The sequence below is a fragment of the Stenotrophomonas sp. HMSC10F07 genome, assembly GCF_001807895.1.
GTDB classification, from domain to species: domain Bacteria; phylum Pseudomonadota; class Gammaproteobacteria; order Xanthomonadales; family Xanthomonadaceae; genus Stenotrophomonas; species Stenotrophomonas sepilia.
This window is the reverse complement of the sequence record NZ_KV791392.1, coordinates 1-18,220: the sequence shown is the minus strand read 5'-3', so window position 1 is coordinate 18,220 and position 18,220 is coordinate 1. Positions and strand designations below refer to the sequence as shown.

The 18,220-nt window shown below is 67.2% G+C and carries 15 protein-coding genes; 7 read left to right on the top strand and 8 right to left on the bottom strand.

Annotated features, from left to right (window positions below; genetic code table 11):
* Nucleotides 1–84 precede the first annotated feature (84 nt).
* The gene (locus tag HMPREF3114_RS11180; protein ID WP_070489788.1) at nt 85–855 is read left to right on the top strand and encodes an SDR family oxidoreductase; all 771 of its coding nucleotides are present in this window, start codon (nt 85–87) and stop codon (nt 853–855) included.
* 48 nt (nt 856–903) lie between these two features.
* Nucleotides 904–1,470, top strand: coding sequence for an elongation factor P-like protein YeiP (gene yeiP / locus HMPREF3114_RS11175; RefSeq protein ID WP_005409468.1), 567 nt, complete (start codon nt 904–906; stop codon nt 1,468–1,470).
* 162 nt (nt 1,471–1,632) lie between these two features.
* On the opposite strand, the gene HMPREF3114_RS11170 is transcribed toward yeiP, so the two are convergent.
* The 4 genes from HMPREF3114_RS11170 to HMPREF3114_RS11155 form a co-directional block, all read right to left on the bottom strand.
* A complete protein-coding gene (locus HMPREF3114_RS11170; RefSeq protein ID WP_070489786.1) occupies nt 1,633–2,325 on the bottom strand; it encodes a COG3650 family protein in 693 nt (230 codons plus the stop codon).
* Nucleotides 2,326–2,408: 83 nt separating this feature from the next.
* A complete protein-coding gene (locus tag HMPREF3114_RS11165; RefSeq protein ID WP_070489784.1) occupies nt 2,409–2,801 on the bottom strand; it encodes a nuclear transport factor 2 family protein in 393 nt (130 codons plus the stop codon).
* Nucleotides 2,782–5,931, bottom strand: a complete 3,150-nt coding sequence (locus HMPREF3114_RS11160; RefSeq protein ID WP_070489782.1) for a multidrug efflux RND transporter permease subunit — start codon at nt 5,929–5,931, stop codon at nt 2,782–2,784. Before HMPREF3114_RS11160 ends, HMPREF3114_RS11165 begins: the two co-directional genes overlap by 20 nt.
* 36 nt (nt 5,932–5,967) lie before the next feature.
* On the bottom strand, nt 5,968–7,116 hold the full coding sequence (locus HMPREF3114_RS11155; RefSeq protein ID WP_070489780.1) for an efflux RND transporter periplasmic adaptor subunit: 1,149 nt from the start codon (nt 7,114–7,116) through the stop codon (nt 5,968–5,970).
* Nucleotides 7,117–7,245: 129 nt separating this feature from the next.
* On the opposite strand from HMPREF3114_RS11155, the gene HMPREF3114_RS11150 reads away from it, so the two are divergent.
* Entirely contained in the window at nt 7,246–7,962 is a 717-nt protein-coding gene (locus HMPREF3114_RS11150) for a response regulator (protein ID WP_176746379.1), read from the top strand.
* Nucleotides 7,962–9,038: an ATP-binding protein gene (locus tag HMPREF3114_RS11145; protein ID WP_005416360.1), complete on the top strand. Its 1,077-nt coding sequence runs from the start codon at nt 7,962–7,964 to the stop codon at nt 9,036–9,038. Before HMPREF3114_RS11150 ends, HMPREF3114_RS11145 begins: the two co-directional genes overlap by 1 nt.
* On the opposite strand, the gene HMPREF3114_RS11140 is transcribed toward HMPREF3114_RS11145, so the two are convergent.
* From HMPREF3114_RS11140 to HMPREF3114_RS11130, 3 genes are all read right to left on the bottom strand, one after another.
* Nucleotides 9,016–10,812 (bottom strand): DUF7844 domain-containing protein, encoded by a 1,797-nt coding sequence (locus HMPREF3114_RS11140; protein WP_065196995.1) that lies wholly within the window; start codon nt 10,810–10,812, stop codon nt 9,016–9,018. The genes HMPREF3114_RS11145 and HMPREF3114_RS11140 overlap by 23 nt on opposite strands.
* A gap of 40 nt (nt 10,813–10,852) precedes the next feature.
* Complete coding sequence (locus HMPREF3114_RS11135; RefSeq protein ID WP_005416358.1) at nt 10,853–11,152, bottom strand: DUF2388 domain-containing protein; 300 nt, start codon at nt 11,150–11,152, stop codon at nt 10,853–10,855.
* A 62-nt stretch (nt 11,153–11,214) separates the two neighbouring features.
* A complete protein-coding gene (locus HMPREF3114_RS11130) occupies nt 11,215–12,603 on the bottom strand; it encodes an FAD-binding oxidoreductase (RefSeq protein ID WP_005416357.1) in 1,389 nt (462 codons plus the stop codon).
* Between the two features lie 169 nt (nt 12,604–12,772).
* Here HMPREF3114_RS11130 and serA point away from each other — a divergent pair, with 169 nt between their 5' ends.
* Nucleotides 12,773–14,014, top strand: coding sequence for a phosphoglycerate dehydrogenase (serA, locus tag HMPREF3114_RS11125; RefSeq protein WP_005416356.1), 1,242 nt, complete (start codon nt 12,773–12,775; stop codon nt 14,012–14,014).
* 68 nt (nt 14,015–14,082) lie between these two features.
* On the opposite strand, the gene HMPREF3114_RS11120 is transcribed toward serA, so the two are convergent.
* Nucleotides 14,083–14,697: an NUDIX hydrolase gene (locus tag HMPREF3114_RS11120; protein WP_080375108.1), complete on the bottom strand. Its 615-nt coding sequence runs from the start codon at nt 14,695–14,697 to the stop codon at nt 14,083–14,085.
* A gap of 132 nt (nt 14,698–14,829) precedes the next feature.
* Here HMPREF3114_RS11120 and HMPREF3114_RS11115 point away from each other — a divergent pair, with 132 nt between their 5' ends.
* Nucleotides 14,830–16,305, top strand: a complete 1,476-nt coding sequence (locus HMPREF3114_RS11115; protein ID WP_005416354.1) for an amino acid permease — start codon at nt 14,830–14,832, stop codon at nt 16,303–16,305.
* A gap of 82 nt (nt 16,306–16,387) precedes the next feature.
* On the top strand, nt 16,388–17,815 hold the full coding sequence (locus HMPREF3114_RS11110) for an amino acid permease (protein WP_053500013.1): 1,428 nt from the start codon (nt 16,388–16,390) through the stop codon (nt 17,813–17,815).
* Nucleotides 17,816–18,220 lie beyond the last annotated feature (405 nt).

Genomic DNA, 18,220 nt, shown 5'->3' with positions numbered 1-18,220 from the left:
GTGCACAACGGCGGCGCAGTGCACAACGGCGGCGGTCACGGCTTCCGTTAGAATCGGCGGTTCTCGAACCTGCAGGACCGTTCAATGCAGCTGTCTTCCGTACGTGCCGTGATCACTGGCGGCGTCTCCGGCCTCGGCCTGGCCGTGGCCCAGCACCTCGTCGCCCAGGGCGGCAAGGTGGCCCTGTTCGACCTCAACGACGCCAAGGGCGCCGCCGCCATTGCCGGGCTGGGTGCCGACAAGGCCCGCTATTTCAACGTCAACGTCAGCGATGAAGCGGCCGTCTCGGCAGCCATCGACCAGGCCCACGATTTCCTCGGCGGCCTGAACGTGGCGATGAACTGTGCCGGCATCCTCGGCGCCGGCCGCGTGCTGGGCAAGGACGGCCCGATGCCGCTGGCCGGCTTCCAGGGCACGGTGATGGTCAACCTGGTCGGCAGCTTCAATGTCGCCAAGGCCGCGGCCAACCGCATGCAGCACAACGAGGCCGGCACCGACGGCGAGCGCGGCGTCATCATCAACACCGCCAGCATCGCTGCCTATGAAGGCCAGATCGGCCAGGCCGCCTATGCCGCCAGCAAGGGCGGCGTGGTCTCGATGACGCTGCCGATGGCGCGCGAACTGTCGCGCTTCGGCATCCGCGTCAATACCATCGCCCCGGGCGTGTTCTGGACGCCGATGGTCGATGGCATGCCCGAAGCCGTGCAGCAGTCGCTGGCCGCCTCGATCCCGTTCCCGTCGCGCCTGGGCAAGCCGGAAGACTTCGCCAGCCTGGTCGGCTTCATCCTTGGCAACACCTACCTCAACGGCGAGACCATCCGCCTGGACGGCGCTACCCGCCTCGCTCCGAAGTGATTCCCCCGGGCGCCGGGACGGCGCCCTCCCCCAACGACCTAGATCACCATGAAAGCCAACGACATCAAGAAGGGCAACGTCGTCGAGTACAACAACGGCGTGTACCAGATCCGCGACATCGAGCGCAGCTCGCCGCAGGGTCGCGGCGGCAACGTCCGCTTCCGCTTCATCATGTACAGCGTGCCGGGCGGCAACAAGCTCGACGCCAGCTTCGATGCCGACGACAACCTGGTCGAGGTCGAACTGCTGCGCCGCCAGTCCACCTATTCGTACAAGGACGGCGATGCCTTTGTGTTCCTGGATGACGAGGACTACACCCCGTACACCCTGGATGCGGACGTGATCGGCGATGACGCCGGTTACATCACCGACGGCCTGACCGGCATCTACGTGCAGGTGATCGACGAGCAGCCGGTGGCGATCCAGCTGCCGGCCTCCGTGGTGCTGGAAGTGATCGAGACGCCGCCGGAACTGAAGGGTGGCACCGCCACCAAGCGCCCGAAGCCGGCCAAGCTCAACACCGGCATCGAGATCATGGTGCCGGAGTACATCGTCAACGGCGAGCGCGTGCTGGTGAACACCGCCACCGGCGAATTCGCCGGCCGTGCCGACTAAGCACCCTGCGCCGATCGCCTGTCGATCGCTGCCTGCGGCAAGTTCGCCGCAGGCAGCAAGCAGCGCATCGCTGACAGTAGTTGTGTAGAGCCGGGCCCGTGCTCGGCTGCGGTGGGTTGGACAGGTACTGCAGCCGAGCGTAGGCTCGGCTCTACAGGTAACTTACGGCTGCTTCGCGCCGAAATTGCCGCAGCCGTGGTACTGGCGGGTACCGACGGTCAGCATCACCTTCGCCTCGAACGCCTCCCCGCTCATATCGTCCTGGCAGGTAGTGCGCTGGAAACTCAGCTTGACGTCGGTACCATCGGACGCCTTGCCGCTCCAGCCGTCGGCACCCTTGGTTGGCTTGGCCACGTCAAAGCGGCGCTCGCCATAGTCAACTTCCACCTGCAGGCCCGGCATATCGCCATCGACGACTGCAAGCCATCCGGGTTCATTGCCGGTGGCACGGAACGCGGCATTGCCGGCGCTGCCATCGCCTTCGGTGGCTTCCACCGCATGGCACTCGCGATCCGGCTCGCCCTTCAGGCTCAGCAGGCCATCATTGCTGCCCTTGGTCCAGAAGCTGTTGCCGAGGCCATCGCTGTACTTGGCGCCGGATGCCGCGCGCTCGGAAGTCATGGCGAAGCTACGCTCGCCGATCACCAGCGTGGCAGCATCCTCGCCATTGAAGGTCGCGCCCACACTCAGATCACCACACTGGTAGGCGGTCTCGCTGCCACCTTCCGTGTTGGCGCTCGGCTGCAGCGTGGCAGGCGGGGCGTCATTGCTGCCCGCCGCGGGTGCCTGGGCCGGTTGGCACGCGGCCAGGACCAACCCCAGGGAGGCTGCCAACAGACTGGGAACTACACGCATGGCTCGACTCCTTGTCGACACTACAGGAATGCTCGACCCTACCACCTCGCGGTGAGCGGGGCCTGAAAACGGCCTGACCGCACTCATGCGGCCAGCACCGCCATCGACAGCAGCTGCGCGCCACTGCCGCCGGAACTGCAGGTCCAGACCCGCAACAGGCGCAACTTCACTTCGCGCTCGCGGCCCTGCTGCCAGACCGACATCCGCACGTTGCTGGACAGCAGTGCCAGCCGACCACACAGCAGCGTTTCAACGGCGTGCAGCTGCAGGCCTCGCACCTGCAGGCTACCCGCCAACCAATCACCCAGCCACGGCAGATCGAGCATGCGGCCACCGTGGCCGTCCATCATGAACAAGGCTGGCGATACCAGCGCGTTCAACGCATCGTGATTGTTCTCCAGCAGCGCTGCGCACAGGCGCTGTTCCAGCGCCATCAACTGCTGCTCATGCAGATCTTCAACGATGTTCCGTTCCATCCACGGTTCCTCCCGGCATCGGCCGGCGCCTGCGCAGGCGCTGCGCGATCCACTGCCGCGCGCCCTGCACCACTACATAGAAGACCGGCACGAAGAACACCGCCAGCACGGTCGCACTGACCATGCCGCCGAACACACCGGTTCCAATCGCCTGCTGGGTTTCCTTCGACGCGCCCTGCGCCAGCATCAGTGGCACCACGCCCAGCGCGAACGCCAGCGAGGTCATCACGATCGGACGCAGGCGCAGCCGCGCCGCCTCCAGCGCTGCTTCAACCAGGCCGCGCCCCTGCTGCTGCAGCTGCCGCGCGAATTCGACGATGAGGATCGCGTTCTTCGCCGACAGCCCGATCACGGTGATCATGCCGACCTTGAAGAACACGTCGTTGGGCATGCCGCGCAACAGCACCGCGGCGACCGCGCCAAGCAGGCCCAGGGGCACCACCAGCAGCACCGCCAACGGAATCGACCAGCTCTCGTACAGCGCGGCAAGCACCAGGAACACCACCAGCATCGACAACAGCAGCAGCCACGGCGCCTGCGCCCCCGACTCACGCTCCTGCAGCGACTGGCTGGTCCATTGCAGGGCGAAGCCGGACGGCAGCTTTTCGGCCAACCGCTCCATCTCCGCCATGGCCTGGCCGGTCGACACGCCAGAGGCCGGGGCGCCGGACAGGTTCAGCGCCGGGAAACCAAGATAGCGTTGCAGCTGCAACGGCGCCTCGGTCCAGTGCGGGGTGACCAGCTCGGACAACGCCACCATGCCGCCCTCGCTGTTGCGCACGTACAGCTTCAGCACGTCTTCCAGCTCCATCCGGTGCGGCGCATCGGCCTGCAGGATCACCTGCTGCAGCCGTCCCTTGTTGGGGAAGTCGTTGACGTACTGCGAGCCCATGGCCGCCGACAGCGTGCTGCTGATGTGCTCGAAGCCCACGCCCATCGCCTCGGCCTTGGCGCGGTCGATCTCCAGCCGCACGCTGGTGCCGGCTGGCAGGCCATCGGCATGCACCTCCGACAGCAACGGGCTGGCTTCGGCCAGCTTCAGCAGCTGCTGCAGGGCTGCGCGCAGTTCGGCCTGGCCCTGCCCGGTACGCGCCTGCAGGGCCAGCGAGAAGCCGGAGGAACGACCCAGGCTGTCGATGGCCGGCGGCATCACGCTCATCACCTCACCCTCGGCAACCGTGGCCATCGCCTGCTGTGCGGCCTCCACCTCACCGGCCGCGGTTGCGCCTGCGCGCTCACCCCAGTCCTTCAGCATGGTGTAGGTCAGCGCCGCACTCGGGCCGGAACCGGAAAAGCTGTAGCCGAGGATCGACTGGTTGGAGCCGATGCCCGGACGCGAGGCCACGTGCCGTTCATAGGCTTCGACAACGGCCAGCGTACGCTCGGCCGTCGCCTCGGCCGGCAGCTGGATCGAGGTCATGAAATAGCCCTGGTCTTCTTCCGGCAGGAATGCACCCGGCAGCCAGTGCAGGCCCAGCAGCAACGCCGCCACCAGCGCGGCGAACACGCCCATCACCCGCCCGCTCCGCTGCAGCACCGACGCCACACCACGCTGGTAACGCCCGGTCATCCGCTCGAAACCCCGGTTGAAGGCGCCGAACAGCCCACCGCGACCGTGATGGCCGTGGGTGGCCTGGCGCAGCAGGGTCGCGCACAGCGCCGGCGTCAGGCTCAGGGCCAGCAGCGCCGAGAACAGGATCGACACCGCCATCGCCACGGTGAACTGGCGGTAGATCGCGCCCACCGAACCGCTGGCCAGCGCCATCGGGATGAACACCGCAGTCAGCACCAGGGTGATGCCGATCACTGCGCCTGTCAGTTCACGCATCGCCTTGATGGTGGCCTCGCGCGGCGGCAGGCCCTCCTCGGCCATGATCCGTTCCACGCCCTCGACCACCACGATCGCATCGTCGACGATGATGCCGATCGCCAGCACCATGCCGAACATGGTCAGCACGTTGATCGAGAAGCCCAGCGCCAGCATCACCGCGAACGTACCCAGCAGCGCGATCGGTGCGACCAGCGCCGGGATCAGCGTGTAACGCCAGTTCTGCAGGAACAGGTACATCACCGCGAACACCAGCAGCATCGCCTCCAGCAGGGTCTGCACTACCTTCTGGATCGAGATCTTCACGAACGGCGCGGTGTCGAACGGGATGCTCGCTTCCACCCCGCGCGGCAGCAGGGGCGCCAGCTCAGCCATGCGCTCACGCACCGCCGCAGCGGTACGCACCGCGTTCGCGCCCGGGCGCAGCTGCACGCCGGCGGCGGTGGCTGGATGGCCGTCCTCGCGGGTGCCCCAGGCATAGCTCTGCGCGCCCAGCTCGACGCGGGCGACATCACCCAGCACCACCCGTGAACCGTCGGCGCCGGCACGCAGTACGATCGCCGCGAACTGTTCGGGCGTGGACAACTGGCCGTCGGCACTGAGCGGCACGGTGATGCGCTGGCCTGCAACACCCGGCGAATCACCAATGCGTCCTGGCGAAATCTCCAGATTCTGCTGCTCGATCGCGGTTGCCACATCGCCCATGGTCAGGCCGTAGCCGGTCAACCGGGTCGGGTCCAGCCACACGCGCATCGCCTGCTCGGCACCGAACAACTGCACGCGGCCGACGCCATCGATACGGCGCAGCTCTTCGATGATGTTGCGCGCCATGAAATCGCCCAGCGCGGCCTCGCTGACGCTGGCATCGGGCGAACGCAGGCCGACCAGCATCAGGAAGCCGGAATCAGCGGTCTCCACGAACAGGCCGCTCTGGCGCACGCTGCGCGGCAGCCGTGGTTCGATCGCCTTGATCCGGTTCTGCACGTCCACCTGCGCCAGCTCCGGATTGGTGCCGGGCTTGAAGGTGGCAGTGATCGACGCTTCGCCGGACGTGTCCACCGACGACTCGAAGTACAGCAGGTGCTTGACGCTGGACAGCTCGCGCTCGATCAGGCCAACCACGGCATCATTCAGCGTCTGCGGGCTGGCACCCGGGTAGCTGGCATAGATGCTGACGCTGGGCGGGGCGACTGCTGGATAGCGCTCCACCGCCAGCCGCGGGATCGCCAGCACGCCGGCCAGGATGATGAAGATCGCCAGCACCCAAGCGAACACCGGGCGATCGATGAAGAAACGTGCCATGTTGGATTTTCCTGGAGGGACCGGCCCGGAACAGGCTCAGCCCTTGCTGCCGGCCTGTACTGCACCGGCGCTGGCAACCGGCATCTGCCAGTCGCGCGCATCGACCACCACGCCTTCCTGCAGGCGCTCCTGGCCCTCGACCACCACTTTCTCGCCGGCCTTCAAGCCCGTGCGCACCAGCCACTGGCGATCGACACTACCGTCCACTTCCAGCGTGCGGATCACCGCCTTGCCGTCGGCGCCGATCACCCAGGCATAGGCCTGGCCACCGGCGCTGCGCAGCACCGCCTGCTGTGGCACGGTCAATGCACTGGCGGGCGCGCCACGTGGCACCCTCGCGCGCACGTACATGCCGGGCAGCAGCTGCCGCTGCGGGTTGTCAACCAGGATGCGCAGGATCACGTCACCCGTCCGCGCATCGACATTGATGCCGGAGAACAGCAGCTGCCCGCGCTCGGGCAGCGGCTTGCCGGCCGCACCGATGATCGTCACCGGCAGCTCGCCATCACCGGCGGCACTGCGCTGCAGCGACTCCAGCTGCGCCGCCGGTTGGCGCACATCAACGTAGACCTGGTCGATCTGCTGCACCACCGCCATCGGCTCGGCATCAGCCACGCCGACCAGCGCACCTTCGGTCACCAGCGCCTGGTCGATACGGCCGGCAATGGGTGCACTGACCGTCGCGTAACGCAGATCGAGCTGGCGACGGGACAGGATCGCGCGCGCTTCGTTCACTGCGGCACGGGCCTGCTCGTATTCGGCGATGGCATCGTCGCGATGCTGTTGGCTGACCGCCTGTGCGGCGGCCAGCGCATGCAGGCGCTGCGATTGCACGCGGCTGCGGCCCAGCGCGGCCTCACTGCGCTGCAGGGCAGCCAGCGCCGAATCGACGTCGGCCCGGAACGCGGCCGGGTCGATCTGGAACAGGGCCTGGCCGGCGCTCACTTCGGCCCCCTGGTCGAACAGCCGGCGCTGCACGATGCCGCCCACCTGCGCACGGATCTGCGCGGTGCGCACGGCGGCCACGCGGCCGGGCAGTTCGTCGTCACGCTGCACCACCTGTGGGCCGACGGTGATCACGCTGACACGCGGTGCGGCTTCGGGAGGGGCTTCGGGGGTTGAGCAGGCCGTCATGGCCAGGGCGAGGGCCGCGATCAACGCGACCGGAGTCCTGAAGGTTCTCATTGCTGTGCACAATGCCGCGCAGGCGGCGGATAGGTTCTGAAGCGCGCAGTGTGCGTGGCAATGATGGGGTTTCGATGGAGGAACTGTGGAGATACGATGGAGGCAAGCACCTTTCGGCCCCGCCCCTGCATGCATGCCTCCCCCGCCCTCGCCGCCCTCGTCCTGATCGTCGAGGATGAGGCCGAGATCGCCGATATTCTCAGCGCCTACCTGGAACGCGAAGGATTGCGCACGCTGCGCGCGGCCGATGGCCATGGCGCACTGGACCTGCATCGCAGCGCCCGCCCCGACCTGGTCCTGCTCGATGTACAGCTGCCACGCCTGGATGGCTGGAGCGTGCTGACCCAGTTGCGCCAGCGTGGTGAGACGCCGGTGATCATGCTGACCGCGCTGGACCAGGACCTCGACAAGCTGACCGCGCTGCGCATGGGTGCCGACGACTACGTGGTCAAGCCGTTCAACCCGGCCGAGGTAGCGGCGCGCGTGCGCGCGGTGCTGCGGCGTACGCTGCGCGCCTCGCGCGTGGACGCGCCCACTGCGCTGCGCGTCGGCCCGCTGCTGATCGACTCGGCCACCCACGCCGTGCACGTGGAGGGCGAAGGCTACAGTCACGAAGTGCTGCTCACGCTCACCGAGTTCAAGCTGCTGCACTGCATGGCGCTGGCACCGACCCGCATCTTCAGCCGCAGCGAGCTGATGCACGAATGCCTGCCGGAAAGCGAAGCGCTGGAGCGCACTGTCGACAGCCATGTCAGCAAGCTGCGCCGCAAGCTGGACGAAGTGGGCATGGTCAATGTTCCGGCCAGTGTGCGCGGCGTCGGCTACCGGTTGATGGCTGACCGCTGATGGCCCGACTGCGCCGTTCCGGGCTCAGCCGCCACATCATCGTCTCGATGTCGCTGATGGTGATCGGCGTCATCGTGATGATGATCCTGTCGTCGTGGCTGCTGTACGCGGTGCTGGTCGAGTTCTTCCCCGGAAGTACCGAAGAGCCGGAAAGCTGGTTGCCGACCGGGCCGGAGCTTGCATGGATGGTGGGCGTGATCCTGACCGGCCTGGCGCTGGCCATCGCCGCCTCGTTCCGCCTCGCCCACCGCATCCTGTCGCCGTTGAATTCGCTGGTGGACAGCGTGCGTGCCCTCGCCAGCGGTGACCTCGGGGCCCGCGCCAGCGTCGAGGAGAATTCGCCGGGCGAAGTGGCGACCCTGGTTGAAGACTTCAATGCGATGGCGCGCCGCCTGCAGCACATGGAGAGCGAGCGCGCGATGTGGCATGCGGCCATCGCACATGAGCTGCGTACTCCGGTGACGATCCTGCGCGGCCGCCTGCAGGGACTGGCCGAGGGCGTGTTCCATCCGGACGAGTCGCAGTTCCGCAGCCTGCTCGCCCAGGTCGAAGGGCTGTCCCGCCTGATTGAAGATCTGCGCGTACTGAGCCTGTCCGACAACGCACGGCTGGACGTGCGTCGCGCACGCACCGACGTGGTGGCCGAGGTGCATTCGGTGATGACGCTGGTCGACCCGCAGTTCCGCGCTGCGGGCTTCGTGCTGGAGCTGGAAACCAGCCGCGAGGAACACAACGCGCACTGTGATCCCACGCGCCTGCGCCAGGCGCTGCTGGCGCTGCTGGAAAACGCCCGTCGCTATGCCAGCCCAGGCAAGGTGCGGATCGCCGTGCATGACACGCCGGGCCATGTGCAGGTGGCCATCGAGGATGAAGGCCCGGGCATTGATCCGGGACTGCATGCCGACATCTTCACTCCGTTCATGCGCGCCGACGGCTCACGTTCGCGCCAGGGCGGTGGCAGCGGGCTCGGCCTGGCGGTGGTCAAGGCCATCGCCGATGCACATGGCGGCCATGCCTACTGCACGCCCGGCAGCTGCGGCGGCAGCCGTTTCGTCATCGAACTGCCGCGCCAGTAGCCGGACCAGCGGCCTGCGTGCGCAGGTGTGCCCCCAGCGCGGCCAGATTGGCGTCGATCGCATCCATTTCCTCACGCTGCCGCGCCGGCAACTGCTGGCGAAGCTGCACACGCAATGCCTGCCATGCCGGTACCGCCTGCGCACTGGCAGTGGTCACGGCCGCAGACAACAGTACCTGCTCGTCGCCCAGAGGCAACCCATAGCCGCCGTCCTGCAGCAGCGTCCCTGGGCGCAACCACTGCCCACTCTGCGCCAGCAGGCCGCGCAGGCTGCGGGTTTCCGCGCTGTCCGCAGCAGCCAGCAGCTGCCGCTTGAGCACATCGCGTGCCCGCAGCTCGGCACGCCGCTGTGCGGCCTGTTCCAGCAACAGCAGGCCGGCACTGGCGCGCAGGTCGCCCTTCAGCAGCCACGGTGCCCGTTGTTCCGCCGGCAGCTTCAACCAGCCGCGCACATCGCGGGCGGGCAGGCTCAGCTGGGTCGCCGCCACTGTGAACAACTGCTGGTAGTGGTCGCGCGCGGAAGCGAAGTAATAGCCCTGTGCCTGCGCGGCGTTGCGGTCCGTGAGTACCCGCTCGTCGAGCATGCCCAGCCGCGCCAGCCGGCGCTTGAGACCGCGCGGACTCAGCTGGGCCAGCCCGGCCTCGCCCAGCCGCGGCACTCCGGCCTGCAGCAGCTTGGCGGTCTCCACCGCACAGTTGTTGCTGACGAAGTAATAGCGCCCGTCATAGCTCCAGTGCACCTGGGCGGTGCGCTCGAGCAGGCTGGCGATCTCATCGCGCTGCAGCCGCAATGGCAGCGACTGCAGGCCGCGCAGTTCGACCTTGGTGTACTCGTCCACCACCTGCTGCAGCGGCAGCACGAACAGCCGCGACGGGTAGCCGCCGGTCAAGCCGCGCCAGTTGGATATCTGCACGTCGCCCACGAACGCGCGGAAGGACAGCACGCGGTGGTGTTCAAGATCCAGCCTGCAGTCCGGTCCCGGTGCGCGCCCGGGCCTGCAGATCACCAATCGCAGCATGCTGTGGCCCCAGCGGCTCATTGGCTGCGCGCTGCCTTCGGCGAACAGGTAATCCACGGCGTAGACACGCGCGGGGTCGAGCTGCAGCAGCGATGCCGCCCCCTCTTCCGATTCGGCCTGCAGCAATGGCAACGCGGTCGCGCAATGCGACTGCGGCAGCGATGGCGGGGTTCCGAAATGGGCCTGGTACCACCGCGCCAGTGCCGGGCGCCGGCAGGCGAACTCGCTGTCGAGCACGAAATGCTCGGCGTTCACTGCCAGGTACTCGGCCGGGTCCTTCAGTTCATACGCATCGGGGCTGCGGTCACGGAAGTCGTTGTCGCCACGGCCGAGATGCCAGGGCTTGCGCTGCCAACCCGCGAGGTCACGCCATCGCATGCTCTGCGACCAGTTCGCACCGCCACGGTCGGCGACGTGCGTCAGTTCGTGTACCAGCGCGCTGCGGCGTGCGCGCCGGGCGCCCGGCGCACTGTCGCCCAGCAGACTCCGGCGCAGCGCGATACGGCCAGCGAAGGTGCGGCCATGCACATCGGCCGGCAGGTCATCCGTCCAGCGCACCCGCACCTGCGCCGGCAACGCAGCCAGCAGGCCGTCCGGCAATAGTGACTGCACATCGGCCAGGGTCTGGCTGGCGAGCCGCTGCTGTGCCGGATCGAGACCGGACGGATCAAGCTGCAGGCGTTCAGCTGCAGGCGCGACGTGGGCGGTCAGCAGTAGAGCCACGCCAAGCGTGGCGGCGTTCCGTGCAGATGTCATGCAGTTGCCGGCCAGCGGCCGGCACTACCCGAAGGCCGGATCAACGGGCCAACAGCGCGCGGGCCAGTTCCAGGTCGCTCTGCAGCTGTGCGGTGGCGCTCTGCTCACGCAGGTGGACCAGCGCGGCCTGCAGGCGGGCGCCACGGATCTGGCCGTCGCTGGCAACGAACGCAGCGGCATCGTCGCGCGCGGCCAGCACCACCTTGTCATCACCCGAGCTGCTGCCCGAGGAGCCGGAGGAAGCGCCGGTGGCCGAACCGGCCGAGGTGCCGGCGAAGCTGGAAGCGAAGCCGGCCAGCGGCAGGGACAGCAGGGCGAGCAGCAGAAGCTTACGGGTCATCGGTTCGAAGCCGGTTGTGAGGATGCGTGGAGCGTAACGGGTGCGTGAAGGATTTGCCCGGCTCAGGCGTCGAACAGCTTGCCGGGATTCAGCCGCGCTTGGGGATCGAACGCGCGTTTGACCGCCTTCATCAGCGCGATTTCGGCCGGGCCGCGGGTGCTGTCCAGGTAGCCCTTCTTGACCAGGCCGATGCCATGCTCGGCCGAGATGCTGCCATCGAAACGCGCCAGCACCTGCGCCAGCAGCTTGGTGACGTGCTCGCACTGCGCCACGAAATCGGCGTCACTGGTGTCGTCGGGCTTGAGCACGTTGATGTGCAGGTTGCCGTCGCCGATGTGGCCGAACCAGACCACGTCGAAGTGCGGGTAGGCTTGCCCGATCAGTGCCTGGGTCTCTGCCAGGAACGCCGGCATCGCCGAGATCCGTACCGAGACGTCGTTCTTGTAGGGTTTGTAGCGCGCCAGCGATTCGGTGATGCCTTCGCGCAGGCGCCACAGCTGGGCGGCCTGGGCGTCGCTGGCACTGATCACCCCGTCGCTGACCCAGCCGTTGCCCATGCAGTCCTCGAAGGCCGCCATCGCCGCCGCTTCCTGCGCTTCGTCGTTGGCGGCGAACTCGGTGACCACGTAGTACGGGTGCACCTCGTCGAATGGCGCCTGCGCACCGTGCGCCAGCACATGCTCCAGCGCGCGGTCGGTGAAGAACTCGAAGGCCTGCAGCTGCAGGCGCGCGCGGAACGCGGCGAACACCTGCATCAGCACTTCGAAGCTGGGTACTGCCAGAAGCATCACGTTGCTGGCCGGCGGCGGGTCGGTCAGCTTCACGGTGGCTTCGACGATCACGCCCAGCGTGCCCTCCGAACCGATCAACAGCTGGCGGAAGTCATAGCCGCTGGAGTTCTTGATCAGGCCCTTGTTGAGCTCGAGCAGTTCGCCACTGGCGGTGACCACCTTCAGCCCGGCGATCCACTCGCGGGTGTTGCCGTAGCGGATCACTCGGATGCCGCCGGCATTGGTGGCAATGTTGCCGCCGATCGTGCACGAGCCTCGCGCGGCGAAATCCACCGGGTAGATCAGGCCGTGGTCCAGCGCGGCGTTGTGCACGGCCTCCAGCGGCATGCCGGCCTGCACCACCAGGGTGCGATCGACCGCGTCGTAGTCCAGCGCCCTGTTCATCCTCTCCAGGCTGAGCACCAGCTCGCCGTTGGCCGCCACCGCGCCACCCGAGAGGCCGGTGCGGCCGCCCGACGGCACCACCGCCACGCCCTCGGCGGCACTCCAGCGCATCACCGCCTGTACCTCCTCGACCGTGGCCGGCAGTGCGATCGCCAGCGGCGCCGGCGTCCAGCGCCGGGTCCAGTCGCGCCCGTAATGCTCCAGGTCGGCCGGGTCGGTCTTCAGCTTCAGGCCGGGACAGGCCTGCTGCAGCGAGGCAATGCGGGAATCGGTCATGACGGTCCAGCGCGGGGCGTGAAGAACGGGCAAGCGTGCCAGCGGCACGCGCCAGCGTCCAGCCCTGCAGACAGGCAGATAGCTACGGATGCAACCAATTGCGCACTGCACCATGAGCGCCGTGATCTGGCATAGTGGTTGGCCCCTGTCCCACTGGCCGTGTTGCCCCATGTCGCCGAAGAAGACCTCGTTCCCGAAGCAGGATATCCGCGTGCTGTTGCTGGAGGGGGTCAGCCAGACCGCCGTGGAGGTGTTCAGCGCCGCCGGCTACAGCCAGATCGAGGCACACACCAAGGCGCTGCCCGAGGACGAATTGAAGGCGCGCATCGCCGAGGCACATATTGTCGGCATCCGTTCGCGCACCCAGCTCAGCGCCGAGGTGCTGGCCGAGGCGAAGCGCCTGATCGCGGTGGGCTGCTTCTGCATCGGCACCAACCAGGTGGACCTGGACGCGGCCGAACTGGCCGGCATCCCGGTGTTCAATGCGCCCTATTCCAATACCCGCAGCGTGGCCGAACTGGTGATCGCCGAGGCGATCATGCTGACCCGCGGCATCCCGCAGAAGAACGCCGAATGTCATCGCGGCGGCTGGTCGAAGTCGGCCAGCGGCAGCCATGAAGTGCGTGGCAAGACGCTGGGCATCATCGGTTATGGCCACATCGGCACCCAGGTCGGCGTGCTGGCCGAATCGCTGGGCATGCAGGTGATCTTCCACGACGTGGAAACCAAGCTGGCGCTGGGCAATGCGCGTGCCGCGGCCAGCCTGGACGACCTGCTGGCGCGCGCCGACATCGTCACCCTGCACGTGCCGGAGACGCCGGCCACGCAGTGGATGATCGGCAGCACCGAGCTGGCGAAGATGCGCAAGGGTGCGCACCTGATCAACGCCGCGCGCGGCACCGTGGTCGACATCGATGCGCTGGATGCTGCGCTGGCCAGCGGCCACGTCGGCGGTGCCGCGCTGGACGTGTTCCCGGTCGAACCGAAGGGCAACGGCGATATCTTCGAGTCGCCGCTGACCCGCCACGACAACGTGATCCTGACCCCGCACGTAGGCGGCAGCACGCTGGAAGCGCAGGACAACATCGGCGTGGAAGTGGCAGCCAAGCTGGTGCGCTACAGCGACAACGGCAGCACCCTGTCGGCGGTCAACTTCCCGGAAGTGACCCTGCCCGAACACGAAGACAGCCTGCGCCTGCTGCACATCCACCAGAACGTGCCGGGCGTGCTGTCCAGGGTCAACGAGATCTTCTCGCGCCACAACGTCAACATCGACGGCCAGTTCCTGCGTACCGACCCGAAGGTGGGCTACGTGGTGATCGACATCACCGCCAGCGAGGCACAGGCCGCCGCCGTGCGCGACGAGCTGGCCGCGATTCCGGGCACGCTGCGGACGCGCATCCTGTACTAGGTAAAAAGGGGACGGAGGGGATTAAGTCGTTTATGCATTAACGACTTAATCCCCTCCGTCCCCTTTTTTCAACGTGCCAGCCAGCGGCGCGCCATGCGCTGCATGGATTCATCCGATTCGGGGTCGGCCGCGACTTCCGTCACCGGCCGCCAGGCCAGGTCCAGCGATTCCTCGCTGAGCACGAAGGCCTCGCCACCCAGCGCCCGGATCACGAAACGCACGTCGTAGTGCCAGTGCCCCGGCACGTCCTTGCGCTCCGGAATCCAATGCTTGTCGATGTCGAAGATGGCCGGGTCTTCCAGTACCAGGCCGCTCAGCCCGGACTCCTCCTCGGCTTCCTTCAGCGCCACCTGCGCCAGATCACGGTCGCCGTCGGCGTGACCGCCCAGCTGCAGCCAGCGCTGCAGCTTTCGGTGATGGGTGAGCAGCAGGCGCTGGCCGTCGGCACTGACCAGCCAGCAGCTGGCGGTGAAATGCCCGGCCAGCCGTTCGCGACGGAACGGATCTTCTGGATCGTCCAGCAATGTGCCGAATTCGGCAGCCAGTGCGTCGTGGGCGGGCTCGCGGCGGGCATAGTCCCGCAACAGACCGCGCAGGCGATCATCAAGCACGGCAAGGGTTTCGGCGGTCTGGCGCATGAATGGGGGCGGTTCGGAAAAATACTGCTCATTATCGCCGTTCATTGTTGCGATTGCGCTTGTGCGTTGGCTTCAGCTTTGGCTAAGGTACAGCGGGCCGTTCGCACGGCCTTCACCATTCAAGGTTGCCGGCAACGTATCGGCGGCCCACCCCATCCGATCATTAGGAAGTACTGCATGCTGAAAGCTCTGTTGAGGGTCAAGCCGGTCCAGCCGGCCGGGCACGTCGATGCCGGCGAACCCATCGAAGGCAGCCTGGACGGCGAAGCCACGTTGAAACGGACCCTCACGGCTAAACACCTCATCCTGCTGGGCGTGGGTGCGGTGATCGGCGCTGGTATCTTCGTGCTGACCGGCCAGGCCGCGGCCAACCACGCCGGCCCGGCGGTAATGCTGTCGTTTGTGCTGGCCGGTTTCGCCTGTGCCCTGGCGGGCCTGTGCTACGCCGAGTTCGCGGCGATGATGCCGGTCTCCGGCAGTGCCTACTCCTACTCCTACGCCACCCTCGGCGAGGGCATGGCCTGGTTCATCGGCTGGTGCCTGGTGCTGGAGTACCTGTTCGCCTCGGCGTCGGTCGCGGTGGGTTGGTCGGCCTACCTGATCAGCTTCATCACCACCACGCTGCACATGCCCTTCCCGGACCTGCTCAGCGCCGCGCCCATCGCCTGGACCGGCAGCGAGTTCGTCTCTTCCGGCAAGCTGTTCAACCTGCCGGCGGTGCTGATCGTGGCGGCGGTGTCCGGCCTGCTGTACGTGGGCGTGACCCAGTCGGCGTTCGTCAACGCCATCATCGTGGCGATCAAGGTCACCGTCATCTGCCTGTTCATCGGCATCGGCGCGGCCCACATCGATCCGGCCAACTGGCAGCCCTTCATTCCGGAAAACACCGGCGTGCCGGGTGAGTTCGGCTGGAGCGGCATCTTCCGCGCGGCCACCATCGTGTTCTTCGCCTACATCGGCTTCGACGCGGTTTCCACCGCCGCCGGCGAAACCAAGGATCCCCAGCGCAACATGCCGATCGGCCTGCTCGGCTCGCTGGCCGTGTGCACCATCGTCTACATCATCGTCTGCGCGGTGCTGACCGGCATGATGCCGTACCACCTGCTGGGCACCGACAAGCCGGTGGCCACCGCGCTGGAGCCGTACCCGACCCTGTCCTGGCTGAAGACCCTGGTCGAGATCGGCGCCATCGCCGGCCTGTCCTCGGTGGTGCTGGTGATGATGATGGGCCAGACCCGCATCGCCTACACCATTTCCCGCGACGGCCTGCTGCCGAAGTTCTTCGGCAAGGTCCACGCTCGTTTCCGCACCCCCTATTGGGCCACGATCGTGGTCGGCGTGATCGCCGCCGCACTGGCCGGCCTGGTGCCGCTGAACGTGCTGGGCGAACTGGTGTCGATGGGCACCCTGTTGGCCTTCGCCACGGTCTGCATCGGCGTGCTGGTGCTGCGCTATACCAAGCCGGAGATCCACCGCCCGTTCCGCGTGCCGGCGGTGTGGATCATCTGCCCGCTTGGCGCTGCGGCCTGCCTGTTCCTGTTCTGGCAGGCGTTCGTGGTGCACTGGCACCTGTTCGTCGGCTGGACCGTGCTGGGCATGCTGATCTATCTCGGCTATGGCATGCGCAACAGCAAGCTGGCCAAGTCACCCTGATCCGCCTACGGGCCGGCCCTGTGCCGGCCCGTCCGTTTTCCCCGCGCGCCAGACACGGCGCGCTTCGACAAGACCACCAGACATGTTCAAGCAACTGTGGGCCACCAAGCACCCGCATGCCGCCCATGAAGACGCCAACGGCCTGAGCCTGCGCCGCCACCTCGGCCCTTGGGGCCTGACCGCCCTCGGCATCGGTGCCGTGATCGGCGGCGGCATCTTCGTCATCACCGGTCAGGCCGCCGCCAATCACGCCGGCCCCGCGATCATGCTGTCGTTCGTGCTGGCCGCCATCTGCTGCGCCTTCTGCGCGCTGGCCTACGCCGAGTTCGCCTCGATGGTGCCGGTTTCCGGCAGCGCCTATACCTATACCTACGCCACCTTCGGCGAACTGTCGGCCTGGTTCATCGGCTGGATGCTGGTGCTCGAATACGGCGTCTCTGCGTCGGCGGTGGCGGTCAGCTGGACCGGCTACTTCCTCAGCCTGCTCAGCCAGTTCGACATCCATCTGCCAGCGGCGCTGGTCAGTGCACCACTGGACGCACAGCTGCGTCCCACCGGTGCTATCGCCAACCTGCCGGCCGCTGCGCTGGTACTGCTGCTGACCTGGCTGTGCTACGTCGGCATCAGCAAGTCATCGGCAATGAACATGGCGATGGTCGTGCTCAAGACCGGCCTCATCCTGCTGGTCATCGTGGTCGGCTGGAAGTACGTGGACACCAGCAACTGGACGCCGTTCATCCCCGCCAACGAAGGCCCCGGCAAGTACGGTATGGAAGGCGTGCTGCGTGGCGCGGCGATGGTGTTCTTCGCCTACATCGGCTTCGAGGCGGTCTCGGTGGCGGCGCAGGAATCCAAGAACCCGCAGCGCGACATGCCGATCGGCATGATGCTGTCGCTGGTGGTCTGCACCGTGCTCTACATCGCGATGGCCGCGGTGATGACCGGCCTGGTGCCGTTCCAGCTGCTGGGCACCGACGAACCGGTGGTGACCGCGGTGGCCGCGCATCCGCAGCTGGGTTGGCTGCGCTGGGTGGTCGAGGTCGGCGCGCTGGTCGGACTGTCCTCGGTGGTACTGGTGATGATCATCGGCCAGCCGCGCATCTTCATGATCATGGGGCGCGACGGCCTGCTGCCGCCGGTGTTCACCAGGATCCACCCGAAGTACCGCACCCCGCACATCAACACGGTGATCACCGGCATCGGCATCGCGCTGCTGGCGGCGCTGTTCCCACTGGACATCCTTGGCGAGCTGACCTCGATGGGCACGCTGATCGCGTTCGCGGCGGTGTGTGCCGGCGTGCTGATCCTGCGCCGCACCCAGCCGGACCTGCCGCGCCCGTTCCGCATGCCGATGGCCTGGCTGATCTGCAGCCTGGGCGTGCTGAGTTGCCTTGCCCTGCTGTCGGCGATGACGATGCACAACTGGATGCTGATGGGCGTCTGGACCTTCGTCGGTTTCGTGATCTATTTCTGCTACGGCTTCAGGCACAGCCGGCTGCGGGGCAAGTAAGGTTTTGCATTGCAGGGCCTGCGGCCCTGCACCCGCCTTTGAAGCCGGAGCAACGGCAAGAGCGGGACTGTGGGTTTGGCGGGGAGGCATGGGTTCGCGGGGGACGCCGCAAGTACGTCCATGTAGCCTTGGCAGCCGCATCCATGCGGCTGACACCCCCGCGAACCCATGCCTCCCCGCCCCTGACAGTCTCCCGGCGCGTCCGGTAGATCCACGCCATGCGTGGATGAAGCGTTCCCGGAAGCGAATGTATCGGGACGAATTTCCTGTAGAGCCGAGCCATGCTCGGCTGCGAGCAAGCGCAGCGCCGCGACCCGCTTTTCGCTCTTCCTCCTTCACTCCGTGGCCGACCGCAAGGAACTGTCGGCGGCGGGGCGGGTGGGCCGTGCAGGGGCGTTGGCGCCA